Source organism: Arthrobacter sp. 10N43 (genome assembly GCF_056394525.1).
Map to the genome: position 1 here is coordinate 44200 of NZ_JBFTIA010000004.1, position 16478 is coordinate 60677.

General features: G+C 68.1%; 13 protein-coding genes. 7 read left to right on the plus strand and 6 right to left on the minus strand.

Annotated elements, in window-relative coordinates; genetic code table 11:
- The first annotated feature begins 11 nt into the window (after positions 1 to 11).
- From AC1DDO_RS08410 to menD, 3 genes are all read left to right on the plus strand, one after another.
- Positions 12 to 2108 carry a PhoX family protein gene (locus tag AC1DDO_RS08410; RefSeq protein ID WP_476866776.1) on the plus strand — a complete coding sequence of 699 codons (2097 nt, stop codon included), beginning with the start codon at positions 12 to 14 and terminating at the stop codon, positions 2106 to 2108.
- Between the two features lie 154 nt (positions 2109 to 2262).
- Positions 2263 to 4086 carry an arginine--tRNA ligase gene (argS, locus tag AC1DDO_RS08415; RefSeq protein WP_476866775.1) on the plus strand — a complete coding sequence of 608 codons (1824 nt, stop codon included), beginning with the start codon at positions 2263 to 2265 and terminating at the stop codon, positions 4084 to 4086.
- Entirely contained in the window at positions 4083 to 5813 is a 1731-nt protein-coding gene (gene menD, locus AC1DDO_RS08420) for a 2-succinyl-5-enolpyruvyl-6-hydroxy-3-cyclohexene-1-carboxylic-acid synthase (protein ID WP_476971747.1), read from the plus strand. Before argS ends, menD begins: the two co-directional genes overlap by 4 nt.
- A gap of 81 nt (positions 5814 to 5894) precedes the next feature.
- Here menD and AC1DDO_RS08425 read toward each other — a convergent pair whose 3' ends face one another.
- From AC1DDO_RS08425 to AC1DDO_RS08440, 4 genes are all read right to left on the minus strand, one after another.
- Positions 5895 to 6671 carry an amino acid ABC transporter ATP-binding protein gene (locus AC1DDO_RS08425; RefSeq protein WP_476866773.1) on the minus strand — a complete coding sequence of 259 codons (777 nt, stop codon included), beginning with the start codon at positions 6669 to 6671 and terminating at the stop codon, positions 5895 to 5897.
- A complete protein-coding gene (locus AC1DDO_RS08430; RefSeq protein WP_476866772.1) occupies positions 6668 to 7639 on the minus strand; it encodes an amino acid ABC transporter permease in 972 nt (323 codons plus the stop codon). The genes AC1DDO_RS08425 and AC1DDO_RS08430 overlap by 4 nt, the downstream gene beginning before the upstream one ends.
- A 35-nt stretch (positions 7640 to 7674) precedes the next feature.
- A complete protein-coding gene (locus AC1DDO_RS08435; protein WP_476866771.1) occupies positions 7675 to 8628 on the minus strand; it encodes an ABC transporter substrate-binding protein in 954 nt (317 codons plus the stop codon).
- 277 nt (positions 8629 to 8905) lie between these two features.
- Positions 8906 to 10288 (minus strand): isochorismate synthase, encoded by a 1383-nt coding sequence (locus tag AC1DDO_RS08440; RefSeq protein ID WP_476866770.1) that lies wholly within the window; start codon positions 10286 to 10288, stop codon positions 8906 to 8908.
- A gap of 152 nt (positions 10289 to 10440) precedes the next feature.
- Between AC1DDO_RS08440 and AC1DDO_RS08445 the strand changes: the two genes are divergently transcribed.
- From AC1DDO_RS08445 to AC1DDO_RS08460, 4 genes are all read left to right on the plus strand, one after another.
- Positions 10441 to 11235: a demethylmenaquinone methyltransferase gene (locus AC1DDO_RS08445; protein WP_476866822.1), complete on the plus strand. Its 795-nt coding sequence runs from the start codon at positions 10441 to 10443 to the stop codon at positions 11233 to 11235.
- Between the two features lie 12 nt (positions 11236 to 11247).
- Entirely contained in the window at positions 11248 to 12654 is a 1407-nt protein-coding gene (locus tag AC1DDO_RS08450; protein WP_476866769.1) for a geranylgeranyl reductase family protein, read from the plus strand.
- Positions 12651 to 13751, plus strand: a complete 1101-nt coding sequence (locus tag AC1DDO_RS08455) for a polyprenyl synthetase family protein (protein WP_476866768.1) — start codon at positions 12651 to 12653, stop codon at positions 13749 to 13751. Before AC1DDO_RS08450 ends, AC1DDO_RS08455 begins: the two co-directional genes overlap by 4 nt.
- Positions 13752 to 14319: 568 nt before the next feature.
- Positions 14320 to 15141, plus strand: coding sequence for an endonuclease domain-containing protein (locus tag AC1DDO_RS08460; protein ID WP_476866767.1), 822 nt, complete (start codon positions 14320 to 14322; stop codon positions 15139 to 15141).
- 166 nt (positions 15142 to 15307) lie between these two features.
- On the opposite strand, the gene AC1DDO_RS08465 is transcribed toward AC1DDO_RS08460, so the two are convergent.
- Positions 15308 to 15736 carry a hypothetical protein gene (locus AC1DDO_RS08465; protein WP_229995872.1) on the minus strand — a complete coding sequence of 143 codons (429 nt, stop codon included), beginning with the start codon at positions 15734 to 15736 and terminating at the stop codon, positions 15308 to 15310.
- A gap of 20 nt (positions 15737 to 15756) precedes the next feature.
- The gene (locus tag AC1DDO_RS08470) at positions 15757 to 16422 is read right to left on the minus strand and encodes a trimeric intracellular cation channel family protein (RefSeq protein ID WP_476866766.1); all 666 of its coding nucleotides are present in this window, start codon (positions 16420 to 16422) and stop codon (positions 15757 to 15759) included.
- Between the last annotated feature and the right edge of the window lie 56 nt (positions 16423 to 16478).

Here is a 16478-nt window from a genome sequence, read left to right on the forward strand (position 1 = left end):
AAGGTCTCTCCATGTCTGTCTCCTCCGGACGCACGTTTTCCCTGCTCCCCATGCTCGGCCACACCAAAGGCAAGCGGAGCCCCGTCACCTGCGCGCTGAAATGCGACAACGCCTGCTCTGGCGAGGTCTGCAACACCAGTAGCAACAGCTACTTCCGTGACATCGCCTCCGCCACGATGTCCCGCCGTGCCGCCCTGGGCTTCGGCGCCGCCGGCGCTCTCGCCGTCGCGTTCGGGAACGCCGTGACCTCGGCCGGACCCGCCGTCGCCGATGGCGGGCCGGGCCTCGCGGCCGCCGCCAAGGACGGGTTTGGAAAGTCCAAGCTGCAGTTCACCGCCATCGCTCCGGTGGACGCCGCCGTCGACCAGCTCACCGTCCCCGCCGGGTTCACCTGGCAGCCGGTCATCCGCTGGGGCGACCCGCTCTTCAACGACTCGCCGGCCTTCGACATCGACCACCAGAGCGCCGCGGCGCAGGCCCGCCAGTTCGGCTACAACAACGACTACACGGACATCCTGCCGATAGATGGCTCCAAGGACCGCCGGGCCGTGCTCTTCACGAACCACGAATACACGAACGAGAACATCATGCTGCCGGCCGGGTTCGACGCCGCCGAGACCCGCGCGATCGGCCGGGCCGCCCATGGCCTGACGGTGGTCGAGCTGGAGCGCAAGAACACCAACAAGCCCTGGAGCTACGTCCGCGGCGCCGGACTGAACCGCCGCTTCCTGACGGACACCACCTACGAGCTCGACGGCCCCGCCGCCGGATCCGCGCTCCTGAAGACAGTCGCCGACCCCTCCGGCCGGGCCATCAAGGGCACGCTGGGCAACTGCTCCGGCGGAACCACCCCGTGGGGCACCATCCTGTCCGGCGAGGAAAACTTCAACGGCTATTTCGCCACGCCCGGAACCTCCGAGTCGGACAAGCGCTACGGGCTGACCAGCAAGCCCACCGCCCGCCAGTGGGAACTTGATGACCCGCGCTTCGACACCCGCAACCCCGGATACGGGAACGAGGCCAACCGCTTCGGCTGGATCGTGGAAGTGGACCCCTTCGACCCCTCCTCCACACCGCGCAAGCACTCGGCAATGGGCCGCTTCAAGCATGAGGGCGCCAACGTGATCATCGCCAAGTCCGGCCACGTGGTGGCCTACATGGGCGACGACGAGCGCTTCGACTACCTGTACAAGTTCGTCTCGGCCGGCACGTACCGGCCCGGCAAAACGGCGGCGGACCGCAAGAACAACCTCACGCTGCTCTCGGAGGGTGACCTGTACGTCGCCAAGTTCACGGGCAACTCCCCGGCGGCCGGGTTCGACGGCACCGGGAAGCTTCCGGCCGACGGAGCCTTCGACGGCGCCGGCGAGTGGCTGCCACTCGTGGTGGGCGGACAGTCCAAGGTGGCCGGGATGTCCGTGGAAGAAGTGCTGGTGTACACCCGCCTCGCCGCGGACAAGGTGGGCCCCACCAAGATGGACCGCTGCGAGGACGTCCAGCCCAGCCTGCACACCGGCAAGGTCTACGTGGTCTGCACCAACAACGCGGACCGCGGCAAGCCGGGCAAGGAAGGGGCCACCGAGGTCAATCCCCGAACCCTGAATCGTGACGGCCACATCGTCGAAATCACAGAGACCGGGGACCAGACCTCCACCACGTTCGGCTGGAACCTGCTGATGGTCTGCGGCGATCCGACCAAGAACTCCGCCGCGTACTTCGCCGGGTTCCCCGCCAGCCAGGTCTCACCCATCTCCTGCCCGGACAACGTGGCCTTCGACTCCGTGGGCAACCTCTGGATCTCCACCGACGGCGCGCCTTCCAGCATCGGCTACGCCGACGGCCTCTTCAAGGTGACCCTGGACGGTGCCGAACGCGGCCGGGTGGAACAGTTCCTCGCCGTCCCGCGCGACGCAGAGACCTGCGGCCCGGTCATCCACGACGAGGAACGCACCGTGTTCGTCGCCGTGCAGCACCCGGGCGAGGAAGGCACGTTCGCCGAACAGCACTCCTACTTCCCGGACTACGTCGGCGCGGGCACGACGCCGAAGCCGGGCCAGGTGCGCGCCCCGCGTCCGTCCGTGGTCCAGGTGTTCCGCACCAACGGCTAGCCAGCCGCCACAGCACCACGGCACCGCGGGGTCACTTCGCGCCCATGACTTTGGGGGCTCTGGATGGGCGCGATCTGACCCCGCGCTGCTTGTGCGGGCGGGCGGAGGGGCTGGGGAGGGCAGGGGGTGAGGCCCGAACTGATAATTTGGGACTGTGAATAATCCGGCCGAATTGGTTGTCCCCAGAGTCCAGGCTGCAATTGCCACCGCGTTCGGCGAAGAGTTCCGGCAGGCGGACCCGGTGGTCAGGCCCTCCCAGTTCGCCGACATCCAGATCAACGCCGCCATGGCCCTGGCCAAGAAGGCCGGCCTGCCGCCGCGGGACGCCGCCGCAAAGATCGTGGAGGCCCTGAACCTGGACGGCATCTGCACCAGCGTGGAAATCTCCGGGCCCGGCTTCATCAACCTGAGCTTTGACGGCACGTGGATCGAGGAACTGCTCAACGCAGAGTCGGTCCGGGCCGCGTCCCCGGCCACGGCAGTCACGCCCGCCGCGACACCGCAGCGCGTCGTCGTCGACTATTCCTCCCCGAACGTGGCCAAGGAAATGCACGTCGGCCACCTGCGCACCACAGTGGTGGGGGACAGCCTCGTCAAGGTGCTCGAGTCCCTCGGCGACACCGTGATCCGGCAGAACCACATCGGGGACTGGGGCACACCGTTCGGCATGCTGATCGAGCACTGGCTCGAGATCGGCGAGGACTCCCCGGAGGCGGCGCTGCTGGTGGAGGACCCCAGCGCGTTCTACCAGGCCGCGCGGGCCAAGTTCGATGCCTCGGCCACGGACGCGGAAGGCTTCGCCACCCGGGCCCGGCTCCGCGTGGTTGCCCTGCAGGGCGGCGACGCCGAGACCTTCGCCGTCTGGCAGCGGCTCGTCGCCCAGTCCAAGCGCTACTTCAACGCCATCTACTCCACGCTGGGCATCAGCCTCACCGACGACCACATCGCGGGCGAAAGCTCCTACGACGCGCATCTGGCACAGCTGTGCCAGGAGCTCGAGGACCGCGGGCTCGCCCGGATCAGCGACGGCGCCCTTTGCACCTTCCCCGAGGGCTTCAGCGGCCGCGACGGGCAGCCGCTGCCGCTGATCATCCGCAAATCCGACGGCGGCTACGGCTACGGCACCACCGACCTCGCCACCATCCGCTACCGCGTCCGCGATCTGGCCGCCAACCGGATCCTCTATGTCGTGGGCGCCCCGCAGAACGTCCACCTGCGCATGGTCATGGCCAGCGCCCGGGACGCCGGCTGGCTGCCGGACACGGTCGAGGCCGTGCATGTGCAGATCGGCAACGTGCTCGGCGAGGACGGGAAGATCCTCAAGTCCCGGTCGGGTGCCCCGGTGAAGCTCATGGCCCTGCTCGAGGAGGCCGTGGACCGGGCCCGGGCCGTCATCGACGCGAGCCGGCCCGAGCTCAGCGAGGAGGAACGCGCCGTGACCGCCCGCCAGGTGGGCATCGGCGCCGTCAAGTACGCCGACCTCTCCACCGGCCACGACACCGAGTACGTCTTCGACTTCGACCGCATGCTCGCCCTCAGCGGCAACACCGGACCCTACGTGCAGTACGCCGCGGCGAGGATCCGCTCCATCCTTCGCAAAGCCGGGGTGCTGGAGCAGATCACCAGCGGTCTCGACGGCGGCACGCCGGCATCCGCAGCTGCGGCGGCCGGCGCCACCGGCGAAAACGGGCCCGCGACGGCGATCGCCGTCGTCGAACCCGCAGAACGTGCCCTGGCCCTGCATCTGCTGGAGTTCGACGCGACGCTGAACAAGGTCCGGGAGGCGCTCGAGCCGCACCGGCTCTGCGGCTACCTGTTTGAGCTGGCGCAGCTGTTCACGGCCTTCTACGACCAGTGCCCGGTGCTCAAGGCCGAGGAATCCGTGCGGGACTCGCGGCTGGCCCTGTGTGCGCTGGCGCTGCGCCGCCTGTCCGGCGGCCTGGAGCTGCTGGGCATCGAAACGCCGGAGAACATGTGAGTCCGGCGGATTCCGCGCCGGCCTCGTCCACGCCAGGCCTTGCCGCGGTGGAGGCCGCACGGATCGCCGTCGACACCCTGCTCGAAGCCGGTGTGCGCCAGGTGGTGGTGTCCCCGGGCTCGCGTTCGGCACCCATGGCCTACGCCCTGGCCGAGGCAGAGGCCGCCGGACGGGTTGAGCTGCTGGTCAGGATCGACGAACGTTCGGCCGGTTTCACGGCGCTGGGCGTGGCCTTGTCCACCGGCGCCCCCGCCGCCGTCCTCACCACCTCCGGGACCGCCGTCGGCAACCTCCTGCCGGCCGTCATGGAAGCCAACCACGCCGCCGTGCCGCTCGTGGTCATCTCCGCCGACCGGCCCGAGGAACTGCGGGGGACCGGCGCCAACCAGACCACCGTGCAGCTGGACCTGTTCGGCGAGCACGTGCGGTTCGCCGCCGACGTGCCCGCGGGCAGCGATCCGCGGCGCGCCGTGGATACGGCCCTCAGCGCCGCCACCGGGGCCTTCGAGGACGCCCCTCCCGGTCCTGTCCAGCTCAACCTGGCCTTCCGTGATCCGCTGGTCCCGGCCGTGGGCGACGGGCTTCCCGCCGCGGCGGGCCGGAGCGTATACCGGGCCGCCCGGAACCCCCTGGCGCTGGACTTTCCGGCCGCGTCGGCGGCCCTGCCGGAGCGGCGCACCGTGGTGCTGGCCGGGCACGACGCCGGCCCGGTCGCCGAGGCGTTCGCCCGCGCGCACGGCCTGCCGCTGCTTGCCGAACCGTCCTCCAACGCCCGATTCGGACCCAACGCCGTGGGCCCCTACCGGCTGCTGATCGACCACTTCGGCACGGATTCGGCACAGCCGATCGAGCGCGTGGTCCTCTTCGGCCGGCCGACGCTCTCCCGGCCGATCAGCGCTTTGCTGGAGCGGGCGGATGTCCCCTCGGCCCTGTACCAGCCCGTCCCGGTGGCCTGGTACGAACCCGGCCGCCGCACCGAACTGCCGCTGGAATCCCTGGCGGACCTGGCCGAGTTCGCCGGCCGCGGAGCCGCCTCGTGGCTCGATGCCTGGCTGCTGGCAGGAGCCGCCGCGCAGCACGCCGTGGACCTCATCCTTGCCGCGTCCCCTGCCGCGACCGGACCGTCCGCGGGCGCCGAGATCTGGAAGCACGCCCGCGGACAGCTGATGCTGGGCTCCTCGAACGGGATCCGCGACGTGGACCTGGCCGGGGCACCGCCCGCGGAACCGCAGGCCACCATGTTCGCCAACCGGGGCCTGGCCGGGATCGACGGCACCACGTCCACCGCCACGGGGATCGCGCTGGGCGGGCGCCAGGAAACCACCGTTTTCATGGGGGACGTGACGTTCCTGCACGACGCCGGTGGACTCCTGCTCGGCGCCGGGGAGGCCGAACCCCAGCTGCGGATCGTGGTGCTCAACGACGCCGGCGGTGCCATCTTCGGGCTCCTGGAGCACGGCGCAGTGGCCGCGGCGGGGCGCTACGGCGACGCCGTCGAACGCCTCTTCGCCACCCCGCAGCGGGTGGACGTCGCAGCCCTGGCCGCGGCATACGGCGTCGGGCATCAGGCGGTGGGCACGACGGCGGAACTCGCCAAAGCGCTGTCCCAGCCTTTGGAGGGCCGCAGCATCATCGAAGTGCGCACGGACCGGCACCGGCTCGGGGAACTGCACCGCGCCATCCGGGCCGCCGTGGCCACGGCCGTGGAAGGCCTCCCGCGGACGTAGCCCAGGTTTCCGCTACAAAAAAGGACAGCCGCTACGTGGATCCACGTAGCGGCTGTCCTTAGTCGGTGCGGCATACCGGAATTACAGCACCCGGCTCAGGAACTCCTTGGTGCGGGGATGCTGCGGGTTGGCCAGGACTTCGCGCGGGTCGCCGGATTCCACAACCACGCCGCCGTCCATGAACGTCAGGCGGTCGCCGACCTCGCGGGCGAAGCCGATCTCGTGGGTCACCACGATCATGGTCATGCCGGACTTGGCGAGGTCCTTCATCACGTTCAGGACATCGCCCACGAGTTCCGGGTCGAGCGCGGACGTGGGCTCGTCGAACAGCATGAGTTCGGGGTCCATGGCCAGGGCCCGGGCAATAGCGACGCGCTGCTGCTGGCCGCCGGAGAGCTGGTTCGGGTAGTGGCCGGCGCGGTCGCCGAGCCCCACGCGGTCCAGCAGCTCCAGTGCCCGCTTCCGGGCCACGGCCTTCGACTGGCCCTTGACCTGGATCGGGGCTTCCATGATGTTCTGCATGGCCGTTTTGTGCGGGAACAGGTTGAAGCGCTGGAACACCATGCCGATCTCGCGCCGCTGGGCTGCGATTTCCTTGGTCTTCAGGTCATGGAGCCTGCCCTTGACCTCGCGGTAGCCGATCAGCTCGCCGCCCACGGAAATGCGTCCAGCGCTGATGGTCTCGAGCAGGTTCACGCAGCGGAGCATGGTGGACTTGCCGGAACCGGACGGGCCGATCACCACCGACACCTCGCCCTGGTTGACGGTCAGGTCGATGCCGCGCAGCACGTGGTGGTGGCCGTAGTACTTGTGAAGGCCCTCGATCTGGACCAGTGGTTTCTCAGTGGTGATCGTCATTTCGCCTCCTCCTCGGGGAAGTCCATTTTCAGGTCCGGCTCGGCCTCGGCGCTGGTAGCCACCGCCGCGGAGGCCTTGGCTGCCGCGGGGTTGATTGCCGCCGGAACCCGGTTGTCCACGCCCTTGCCGTAGTGCGCCTCAATGAAGTGCTGGCCCACCATCAGCAGGCTGGTCACCAGCAGGTACCAGAAAGCAGCAACAATCAGGAGCGGAATCGGAAGGTAAATGCGGTTGGCCAGGGCATTGGTCGCGAAGGTCAGGTCCAGCGTGAACGGTACAGCCAGAACCAGGGAAGTGGTCTTCAGCATGCCGATGGTCTCGTTGCCGGTAGGCGGAACGATGACGCGCATGGCCTGCGGCAGGATGATCCGCCGCATGATCTTGCCCTTTGTCATGCCGAGTGCCTCGGCAGCCTCACTCTGGCCCGTGTCTACGGACTTCAGGCCGGCCCGGAAGATCTCCGCGAGATACGCGGACTCATTCAGGCCCAGGCCAAGGATGGCCGGGATCAGGCCGTGCGTGGGATCCGAGGTCACCCAGGTGACGGTTGCAGGACCAAACGGGATTCCGAGAACGATCGTCGGATAGAGAACAGTTGCCAGTCCCCAGAAGAGCAACTGGGTGTACACCGGGGTGCCGCGGAAGAACCAGACCCAGGTCCAGCTGGACCAGCGGAACACAAAGTTCTCGGACTGCCGCATGAAGGCCAGGAGGATGGCCAGGACGATCGCCAGGACCATGGAGGCAAACGTCAGGAACAGTGTCCACATCACGCCCTGGACCACCTTGGTGTCCAGGATGTAGGTGCCCACGACGTCCCAGCGGAAGTTGGGGTTCGTGAACAGGCTCTGCAGGAAGGCGACAAGGAACCCGACGATGATGATGGCGCTGATCCAGCGGCCGGGGTGCCGCACCGGTACTGCGTTGTTCAGTACCGGTGCTGCTTCAGCGTCCTGATGGCTGTCCATCTGTTCCCCTGCTGTTGGTGGGGTTGAGGAGAGGCTCAAGATGTCGCCGCCGGGTTGACCTGGGACGTGGTGATGGCACCGTCAGCGGCGCCCCAGCCCTCAAGGATCTTCTTGTAGGAGCCGTCCTGCATCAGTTTGGTGACGGTCTTCTGGATGACGTCGGCCAGGGCCGTGTCGGACTTGGCGACGGCGATGCCCTGGGGTGCGGCGTCGTAGACCTCGCCGAGCTTTTCGAGCTGGCCGTTGGTCTGGGTCAGCGCGTAGCCGATGATGGGCGAGTCGGCGGCCATCGCATCGATGCTGCCGTTGACCAGGCGGGTGGTGATATCCGTCTGGGTCTTGAGCGTCACGATGTTGATGGGCTGCTTGCCCTCGGCCAGGCACTTCTTGTTGCGGCCGGAGAGGTCCGGGTCCTCCTGGATGGTGCCGGTCTGCACGCCGATGGACTTGCCGCAGAGGTCATCCAGCGAGACCTTCTTCGGGTTGCCCTTCTGCACGGCCCAGCCGGTGCCGGCCTGGTAGTAGCTGACCATGTTCACCGCGGCGAGCCGCTCCGGGTTGATCGTGAAGGAAGAGATTCCGAGATCGTACTTCGGGCCCAGGGCCGGAAGGATGCCCGTGAATTCGGCCGTCTGGACCTGGACCTTCAGGCCCAGCGCGGCGCCGATCGCCTTGGCGATGTCGACGTCGTAACCCACGGCGGTCTGGCCGTCGGTGCCGAGGAATTCCGCAGGGGCATAGGAGGTATCCGAGCCCACCGTCAGGGTGCCTTTGGACTTGACCGCTTCAGGCAGCATGGCGGCCAGCGCGTCGTCCTTCTGGACCGTGCTGGGGTCAAAACTGGCCGCGGCACTGCCGGAAGCGGTGGCCGCGCCGCCGGTCCCGGTCTCGGAGGCGTTCGTGCAGGCCGTGAGGGCCAATGCGCTCACGGCGAGGACCGTGGCGGCCTTGAGTGCGGGGTTGCTCAGGAGCGAACGGGAGATCTGCATTTTCTTACCTTTTTGTTGCAGGAGGGATGCGTATTCAAGTCGATATAAAAAGTGTATCGCCGACAAAGAGATGTACGTCACAGAAAACTAAGTTTCACTATTGGATAACTAAACCAGACCCGAATGCAATATCTCCAATACCCGATGTGTCTGTAATCCCGGATTCCTGCCGGTTCGGCGGCCTCTGCGGGCCCTGCCGTTTGGGCGTCACGGCCCCCGCTGGCCCCGCAGGCCTCCCGGGCCTCCCAGGCCCCGCAGACCCCGCGAGTCCCGCGAGCTAGCTGCTGATTCCCAGCGACTCCAGCATGGGGCGGAACTTCGCCCACGTCTCGGCGAGCTCGGTCTCGGGCACCGAGCCATCCACCACGCCGCAGCCCGCGTACAGCCGGACCGTCTGCGGGGATTCGATGACGGCGCCGCGCAGCGCGATGCCCCACTCGCCGTTGCCTGCCGCGTCCAGCCAGCCGACCGGGCCGGCATACGGGCCGCGGTCCAGGTGCTCAAGCTTGCGGATCAGGGCACCCGCCACGGTGGTGGGGGTGCCACAGACCGCGGCGGTCGGGTGCAGGGCGTTGATCAGGGCCAGGCAGGTGGGGACGTGGCCTTCCACCTCGGCCAGTTCGGCCTTCACATCCGAGGCCAGGTGCCACACGTTGGGCAGTTCCAGGATGAACGGTTCGCTGTGCGCGTTCATGGCCTCGGAAAACGGGGCCAGTTGCGTGGTCAGTGACTGGATGGCGATGTCGTGCTCGTGCCGCTGCTTCTCGGAGCCGGCCAGCACGCGCTCGGCGAATTCCAGCGGGGAGCCGTCCATGCCGTCGGCGTCCCGGCGGTCCAGGGTGCCGGCCAGGACGCGGGCCTGGGCAGTGCGGCCCTCCACCTGGATCAGCATTTCCGGCGTGGCCCCCACGAGTCCGTCCACGCCGTAGGTCCAGCACTCACGGTAGCGGGCGGACAGTTCACGCAGCACCTGGGCGGCATTGACGCCGGTGGGGACGGTGGCCACGATGTCCCGCGCCAGCACCAGTTTCTCCAGGGCGCCGGTCCGGATCTCCGCCACGCCCGCGGCGACGGCGGCCATCCAGGCTTCCTCAGTCAGGGAACCAGTGTGCAGGGTTGCCCCTGCAGCCAACGTCAATGGGCGTACGACGGCGCCACCCGCCTGAGCGGGCACCGGCGGCGGGTCGTCCACCACGGTGCTGCCTGCGCCGGCGCCGGCAGTGGCGCCGGCGCTGCCCAGCCACCGGTTCAGGGCGGCGCGCGCGCCGGCCTCGGTGAGTTCGCCGTCGTCGAAGGTCAATTGGGTGAGCCAAGCCTGGCCGTCACGGAGCCCCACAACGATCTCGGGGACCAGCAGGCGTGACTCGTGGGCGGAGGCTTTGGAGAAGGCGAACGAGCCAAAAGCGACCGGACCCGTGCCGGGACAGTCCACGGCGTCCTCGATGTCCGCCTCGAGAACCAGGTGACGCCACCAGATGTCGGCCTCAAGGAAGCGCTCGGCGCCGGTGGCGGTGAACCGGGCGATCTCGCCGAAGCCCACGAGTCCGGCCTCGCGGCGGGTCCAGCAGTGGACATCGTCCCGGACCAGAAACGACGGCAGGCCCCCGGGGAAAGTTTCGGCATCGAGGGGGACTGTCAAGGTGCGGAACGTGCTCGTCATGATGGCATAACACTAGCCCGTGATCGCCCCGCCGTGGATAATCACCGGCCGGCAGGGGCTGCGCGCGGCGGGCCCGTCCGTTGCCGCAGGTGAAAGCGGCGTTGATTGGCGGCCCGTTCGTGGGCGAGCCGATCATTTGAGACAATGGCATGGTGAACCGAGCATCCTTGGATAAGCGTCCGGACGAAGTAGCCACGATGTTTGACGACGTCGCACCCAAATACGACGTCGTCAACGATGTCCTGTCGATGGGGCAGACGCGGCGTTGGCGCAAAGTGGTGGTCGACGCCGTGGGCGTTTCGGCCGGCCAGCGAGTGCTGGACCTGGCTGCCGGCACGGGCACCTCCAGCGAGCCGTATGCCGACGCCGGCATCGACGTGATCGCCTGCGACTTCTCCCTGGGCATGCTCAAGGTCGGCAAGCGCCGCCGCCCGGACATCGACTTCATCGCCGGGGACGCCACGCGCCTGCCGTTCGCGGACAACACCTTTGATGCCAGCACGATCTCCTTCGGCCTGCGCAACGTCAACGAGCCCAAGAAGGCCCTGGCCGAGATGCTGCGCGTCACCAAGCCCGGCGGCCGGCTGGTCATTGCCGAGTTCTCCCAGCCCGTGGTGCCGCTCTGGCGCACCATGTACACCGAATACCTCATGCGGGCCCTGCCGGCCATCGCCGTCAAGGTCTCCTCCAACCCGGACGCCTACGTCTACCTGGCCGAGTCCATCCGTGCCTGGCCGGACCAGGACCACCTGGCGGCCTGGCTGCAGGAAGCCGGCTGGGAATCCGTCACCTACCGCAACCTCAGCGGCGGAATCGTCGCCGTGCACCGGGCCCAGAAACCGCTGGCCGGCCCCACAGGTGATCCCGCCAACGGGGCGGCAGCGCTGGCCGCCCACACCGGACCCGTGGCCAAGCTGCGCCGCAACATCACCCGGCCCGGGCGTTAGCCGATACGCGTCGTGAAAGTACTGATCGTCGGAGCGGGGCCGGCCGGTTCCACTGCCGCCTACTACCTTGCCAAAGCCGGCATTGACGTCACGGTGCTGGAGAAAACCAGCTTTCCCCGCGAGAAGGTCTGCGGCGACGGCCTGACTCCGCGCGCGGTCCGCGAGATCCAGAAGCTGGGACTCCCGCATCCGGAAACCGAGGGCTGGCGCCGCAACAAGGGCCTGCGCCTGATCGCCGGCGGCCGCACCATCGAACTGCCCTGGCCCGAGGTCTCCGACTTCCCGCAGTACGGGCTGATCCGGACCCGGCTCGGCTTCGACGAAGAACTGGCCCGGCATGCCCGGTCCGCGGGCGCCGTCGTGCTGGAACGCCACAGCGTCACCGAGGCGCTGCGCTCCGAGGACGGCCGGGTGACCGGCGTCCGCGCCGCGCTGCTGGACGAGTCCGGGCGCAAGACCGGCGAAACGCGCGACTTCAGCGCCGACGTCGTCCTCGCGGCGGACGGCAACTCCACGCGTACCGCCGTCTCGCTGGGCATCAGCAAGCGCGATGACCGGCCGCTCGGCGTTGCCGTGCGTACCTATTTCACCAGTCCCCGGCACGAGGACGACTGGATGGAAGGCTGGCTGGAGCTTCCCGGCCGCGACGGCAAACTGCTGCCCGGCTACGGCTGGGTTTTCGGCGTCGGCGACGGCACCTCCAACGTGGGCCTGGGCATCCTGAACTCCTCGAAGGACTTCGGCAAGCTGGACTACAAGCAAGTGCTGCGCGAATGGACCGCCGGCATGCCCGCCGACTGGGGCTTCGCTCCCGAGAACCAGGTGGGCGAGATCCGCGGCGCCGCGCTGCCCATGGGCTTCAACCGCACGCCGCACTACTCTCCTGGCCTGCTGCTGCTCGGCGACGCCGGCGGCATGGTGTCCCCGTTCAACGGCGAGGGCATCTCCTATGCCATGGAGTCCGCCCGCTTTGCGGCCGAATTCATCATCGACGGCGCCGCCCGGTCCGCGTCGGCAGGCTGGGGCTCCGGAGCGGAGGCCACCAGAGCCGCCGACGCGCACCTTTCCCGGTACGCCGATCATGTCCGGGAACAGTGGGGCTCGCACTTCACGCTGGGCCGGGCGTTCGCCGCCCTGATCGGCAAGCCGGCCGTCATGAAACTGGCCCTGCGGACGGGCATGCCCATCCCGGTGCTCATGCGTTTCGTGGTGCGGATGCTGGCCAACCTCACAGATCCCGCCGCCAAGGGCTTCGAGGACCGGGTCATCCGCGTCCTGGAATCCCTGGTTCCTGCAACTTCGAATCAGGCACCCTCGAAGCAGGCAAAGTCCAATCAGGCCACGCCCACCACGGACAGCGGTCCGCACACCGGCGCCAACTCCGCGGATTCCGCAACAAAAGTTAGGGTTAACCCGTGACCAACTCTGCAGACCAAAGCTGGACGCACGCCGGACACGGCCTGCCGAGCTCTGAACCCTCCCTCAACACCACGGCGATCGCCACGGGCCTCCAACTGCCGGCAGGCTTCGCGGCCATTGCCGGCGACCCCGAGCTGGGCCCCGCGCTGACCACCAACCTGGCCCGCGTCGAGAAAAGGCTGCGCGAAGCCATCGCCAATTCCGATCCCCTGGCTGATGCAACGTCGCGTCACCTCGTGGAAGCCGGCGGCAAGCGCATCCGTCCGCTCCTGACCCTGCTGTGTGCCCACCTCGGCGACGCCTCCCTGCCCGCCGTTGTGCAGGCCGCCGTCGTCGTCGAACTGACGCACCTCGCCACCCTGTACCACGACGACGTCATGGACTCCGCGCCGTTCCGCCGCGGGGCGCCGACGGCCCACGAGGTCTGGGGCAACTCCGTGGCCGTCCTGACCGGTGACCTCATCTTCGCGCGCGCGTCCATTCTGGTCTCCGAGCTCGGCTCCCGTGCGCTGGGCATCCAGGCGCGGACCTTCGAGCGGCTCTGCCTCGGACAGCTGCACGAGACCGTGGGACCCCGCCCTGACGAGGACCCCCTGGCGCACTACCTGTCCGTCATCGCCGACAAGACCGGCTCGCTCGTGGCGGCCTCCGGCCAGCTGGGTGCGATCTTCTCCGGCGCCGACGAGGCCTACGAGCCCATGCTGGTCGAGTACGGCGAAAAGGTGGGCGTGGCCTTCCAGCTCGCCGACGACGTCATCGACGTCACCGGGATCAAGGTCAAGTCCGGCAAGTCCCCGGGAACCGACCTGCGCGAAGGCGTCCCCACCCTGCCCGTGCTCCTGCTCCGCAACGCCGCCCGCGACGGTGACCAGTCCGCCGTCGAACTGCTCACCCTGATCGACGGTGACCTCAGCTCGGACGAGGCCCTGGCCGCGGCCGTGGCCGGACTCCGCGAGCACCCCGTCACGGCAGAGTCCTGGGTGGTGGCGCGCGCCTGGGCCGATGAGGCCATCGCCGCGCTTGCCCCGCTGCCCGAAGGCGTCGTCAAGGCCTCGCTGACCAGCTTCGCCCACGCGGTAGTGAACCGCAGCAGCTAACCTGCCGGCCTGGTTCTTGGGCCGGCCTCGGCGGGTTCGTTCGGCAATTCCGGCCGTGCCCCCGGCCGGTGCGTCAGGGCTGGCGCGGCGGCTGATCTTGCCTGGTTGGCCGTGCCGGGCTGATCTCGCCGGCTGATCTCGTCAGGTGGCCGCGCCGGGCTGATTTCGCCGGCCCTGCTGATTCTTAAACGGAATGGCCCCGGTTCCTCACAACGTTCGAGTCTTCCGTTGTGCCGAACCGGGTCCATTTCTCCGTTCGCATCAGATCCACCGGAGGCATTTGGTGAACCCAGAAATGACTCTATGACAGTTGTGTCATAGAGTCCAGCCCTTTCTGTTATTTTCTTGTCATAAAATTCTCAGGTCCATGCCAGCGTTGTCGCGCCGAGTTTCCCCACCTTTGGCCGGGCAGCTGCCGGACACGCCGGCCCGGCGGCGGGACACGCCGTCGGACGCCGTCAAAACTGGGGAAAGTCGGCGCCAAAGCCCGGGGGTGCCGGCGCCGGAATTTTCCACATAGATGCCAACAAGGCTGTTGGTGCGCTCGGGCCGGGACTGTGCTGGGCCCATGGACCTCACCACTTACCTCAAATACGCCGGCTCCGTGGCCCGGACGGGGACGCTGTTGCAAGCAGGCTTCTCCGAGCGGAGCATCAGGAATGCCGTGGCTGTGGGGGAGATGTCACGGCTGCGCCACGGAGTCGTGGCCCTGGAGGGCGCCAGGCCTGATCTGGTGGCCGCCGTGCTCGCGAACGGCACACTCTGCTGCGCCTCCGCCGCGCCGTTCCACGGCATATGGCGCCTTCATGAGCCCGAACGGCTGCACCTGCTGTGCGCGCACGGATCAGCGACCGGCGCCGTCATCCACCGCGGTACTGTAGTGCCCCCGGTGTTCCCGTTGCCGGTAGCCGGTCTGACGGACACCCTGCTCCATGCGCTGCGGTGCCTGCCCGCTGTCGAGGCCGCCGTCATGGTGGAAAGCGCCCTTCTCCAGGGCCGCACCACCCTCGACTACCTGCGGGAGCGGCTGCCGGGAAACCGGAACGGCGCCGCCCGCGCAGTCCTGGAGCTGGTCGACGGCACGGCGGGTTCAGCCATCGAGGTCGTTGCGAGGCTGCTTTTCCGGAGCCAGGGTATTGGCACCCAGACACAGGTGGCGCTGCCCGGGATCGGCATTGTGGATTTCCTGCTGGAGGGATTCCTGATCGTGGAGATCGACGGGAGCACCCATCTTGAGCAGGCGCAGGTAAGGAAGGACCGCGGGCGGAACAACGCCAGCACCCTGACGGGCTATGCCGTGCTCCGCTACGGGTATCAGGACGTGGTCCACACCCCGCAGAAGGTGGTTGATGAGGTGTGGCAGGTGCTCCGCGGCCGGATCATCCGCTGAGTTTCCCCAGGTATGACCGTCCGACGCCGAAAATCACCGGCGGTTTGCCAGGACACTCCGTCGGGGGAGGCCAATCATGGGGAGAATCCGCCGCGGGGCAGACAGCGCAGCAGGGCAGGCAGTGCAGCCGGCCGGGGAAGGCTGGAGGCGGGCGGCCAGCCCCGGCCTAGTCTTCGTCCTCGTCGTTGAAGGCCCACTCGAACATGTCGAAGACGAATTCGGAGAAGGTCCCCTCTTCGCTTTTCCACTGGCCGCGGGCGTTGTTGCGGCGGTAAACGATGGGATCGGGGATGCTGAGGTCCCCCACGCGGAAGCCCCAGGTGAACTGCTCCTCCTCGTCCTCGAGGAACATGAGGAAGCCTTCGTCGTCGACTTCGAGCTCTTCGGGGTCCCAGAAGTAGTGGTAGGCCTCCATGATGTCCTCGCACCCTCCGACGGCGAGGTAGAACTCGCGCAGGACCAGCGGGACTTGGAACTGGTGTTCGGCGAGGGCGGCGTCGAGCTCGTCGGCCGCCAGGCCATCTTCTTCCTGCCATTCGTCTTCGAGATACTTCGGGACAAGCGCGCGGAATTTCTCGAGGAACATGTCAGTCATGGTCTTATCCTAGCTAATCCTCAGCGGTCGTTTTCCGCCGGGTCCAGGCCCAGCCGGTGCCAGCCGCGGACGGCCAGCGGAACGTACCAGTGGCGCCGCCAGGCCGTGACCCGGAAGGCGAAAACGACGGCGGCGACAGCGCCGGCACTCACAGCTGTGAAAGCCCCCGTCAGGGACAGGATCACGGTCGATGCCGCCCCCGCGAACGCCGGCAGCGCGTACAGGTCCTTGGGGTCGAATAGCTGCGGCACCTCGTTCGCGGTGATGTCCCGGAGCAGGCCGCCGCCCACCGCCGTCGTGACCCCCAGCAGCACGGCCGCCACCGGGTTCATCCCGGCGGCCATGGCCTTCAGGGTGCCGGTGATGCAGAACAGGGCCAGCCCGCCGGCGTCGAACAGGACCAGCAGCGACGTGAAGCGCTGGACGCTGGAGAACAGGAAATACACCAGCACCGTGGCGAACAGGGGAGGCGCCAGGTAGGCCGGGTTGGTGAACGCTGCGGGCGGGCCCGCGTTGATGATGATGTCGCGGATGACGCCCCCGCCAAGGCTCACCAGCGAGGCCAGGAGCAGCGAGCCGATGATGTCGAACTGTTTCCGCGCCGCGAGCAGTGAGCCCGAGACCGCAAAGAAGAAGACGCCGGCAAGGTCAAGCCAGACCAGGACAAGGCTGAAAGAGAAGGTCATGAAGCGTCCCGGTCGATAACAAGGGGTGGATGGGGCGGCTCCAAGGTTACGCTAAC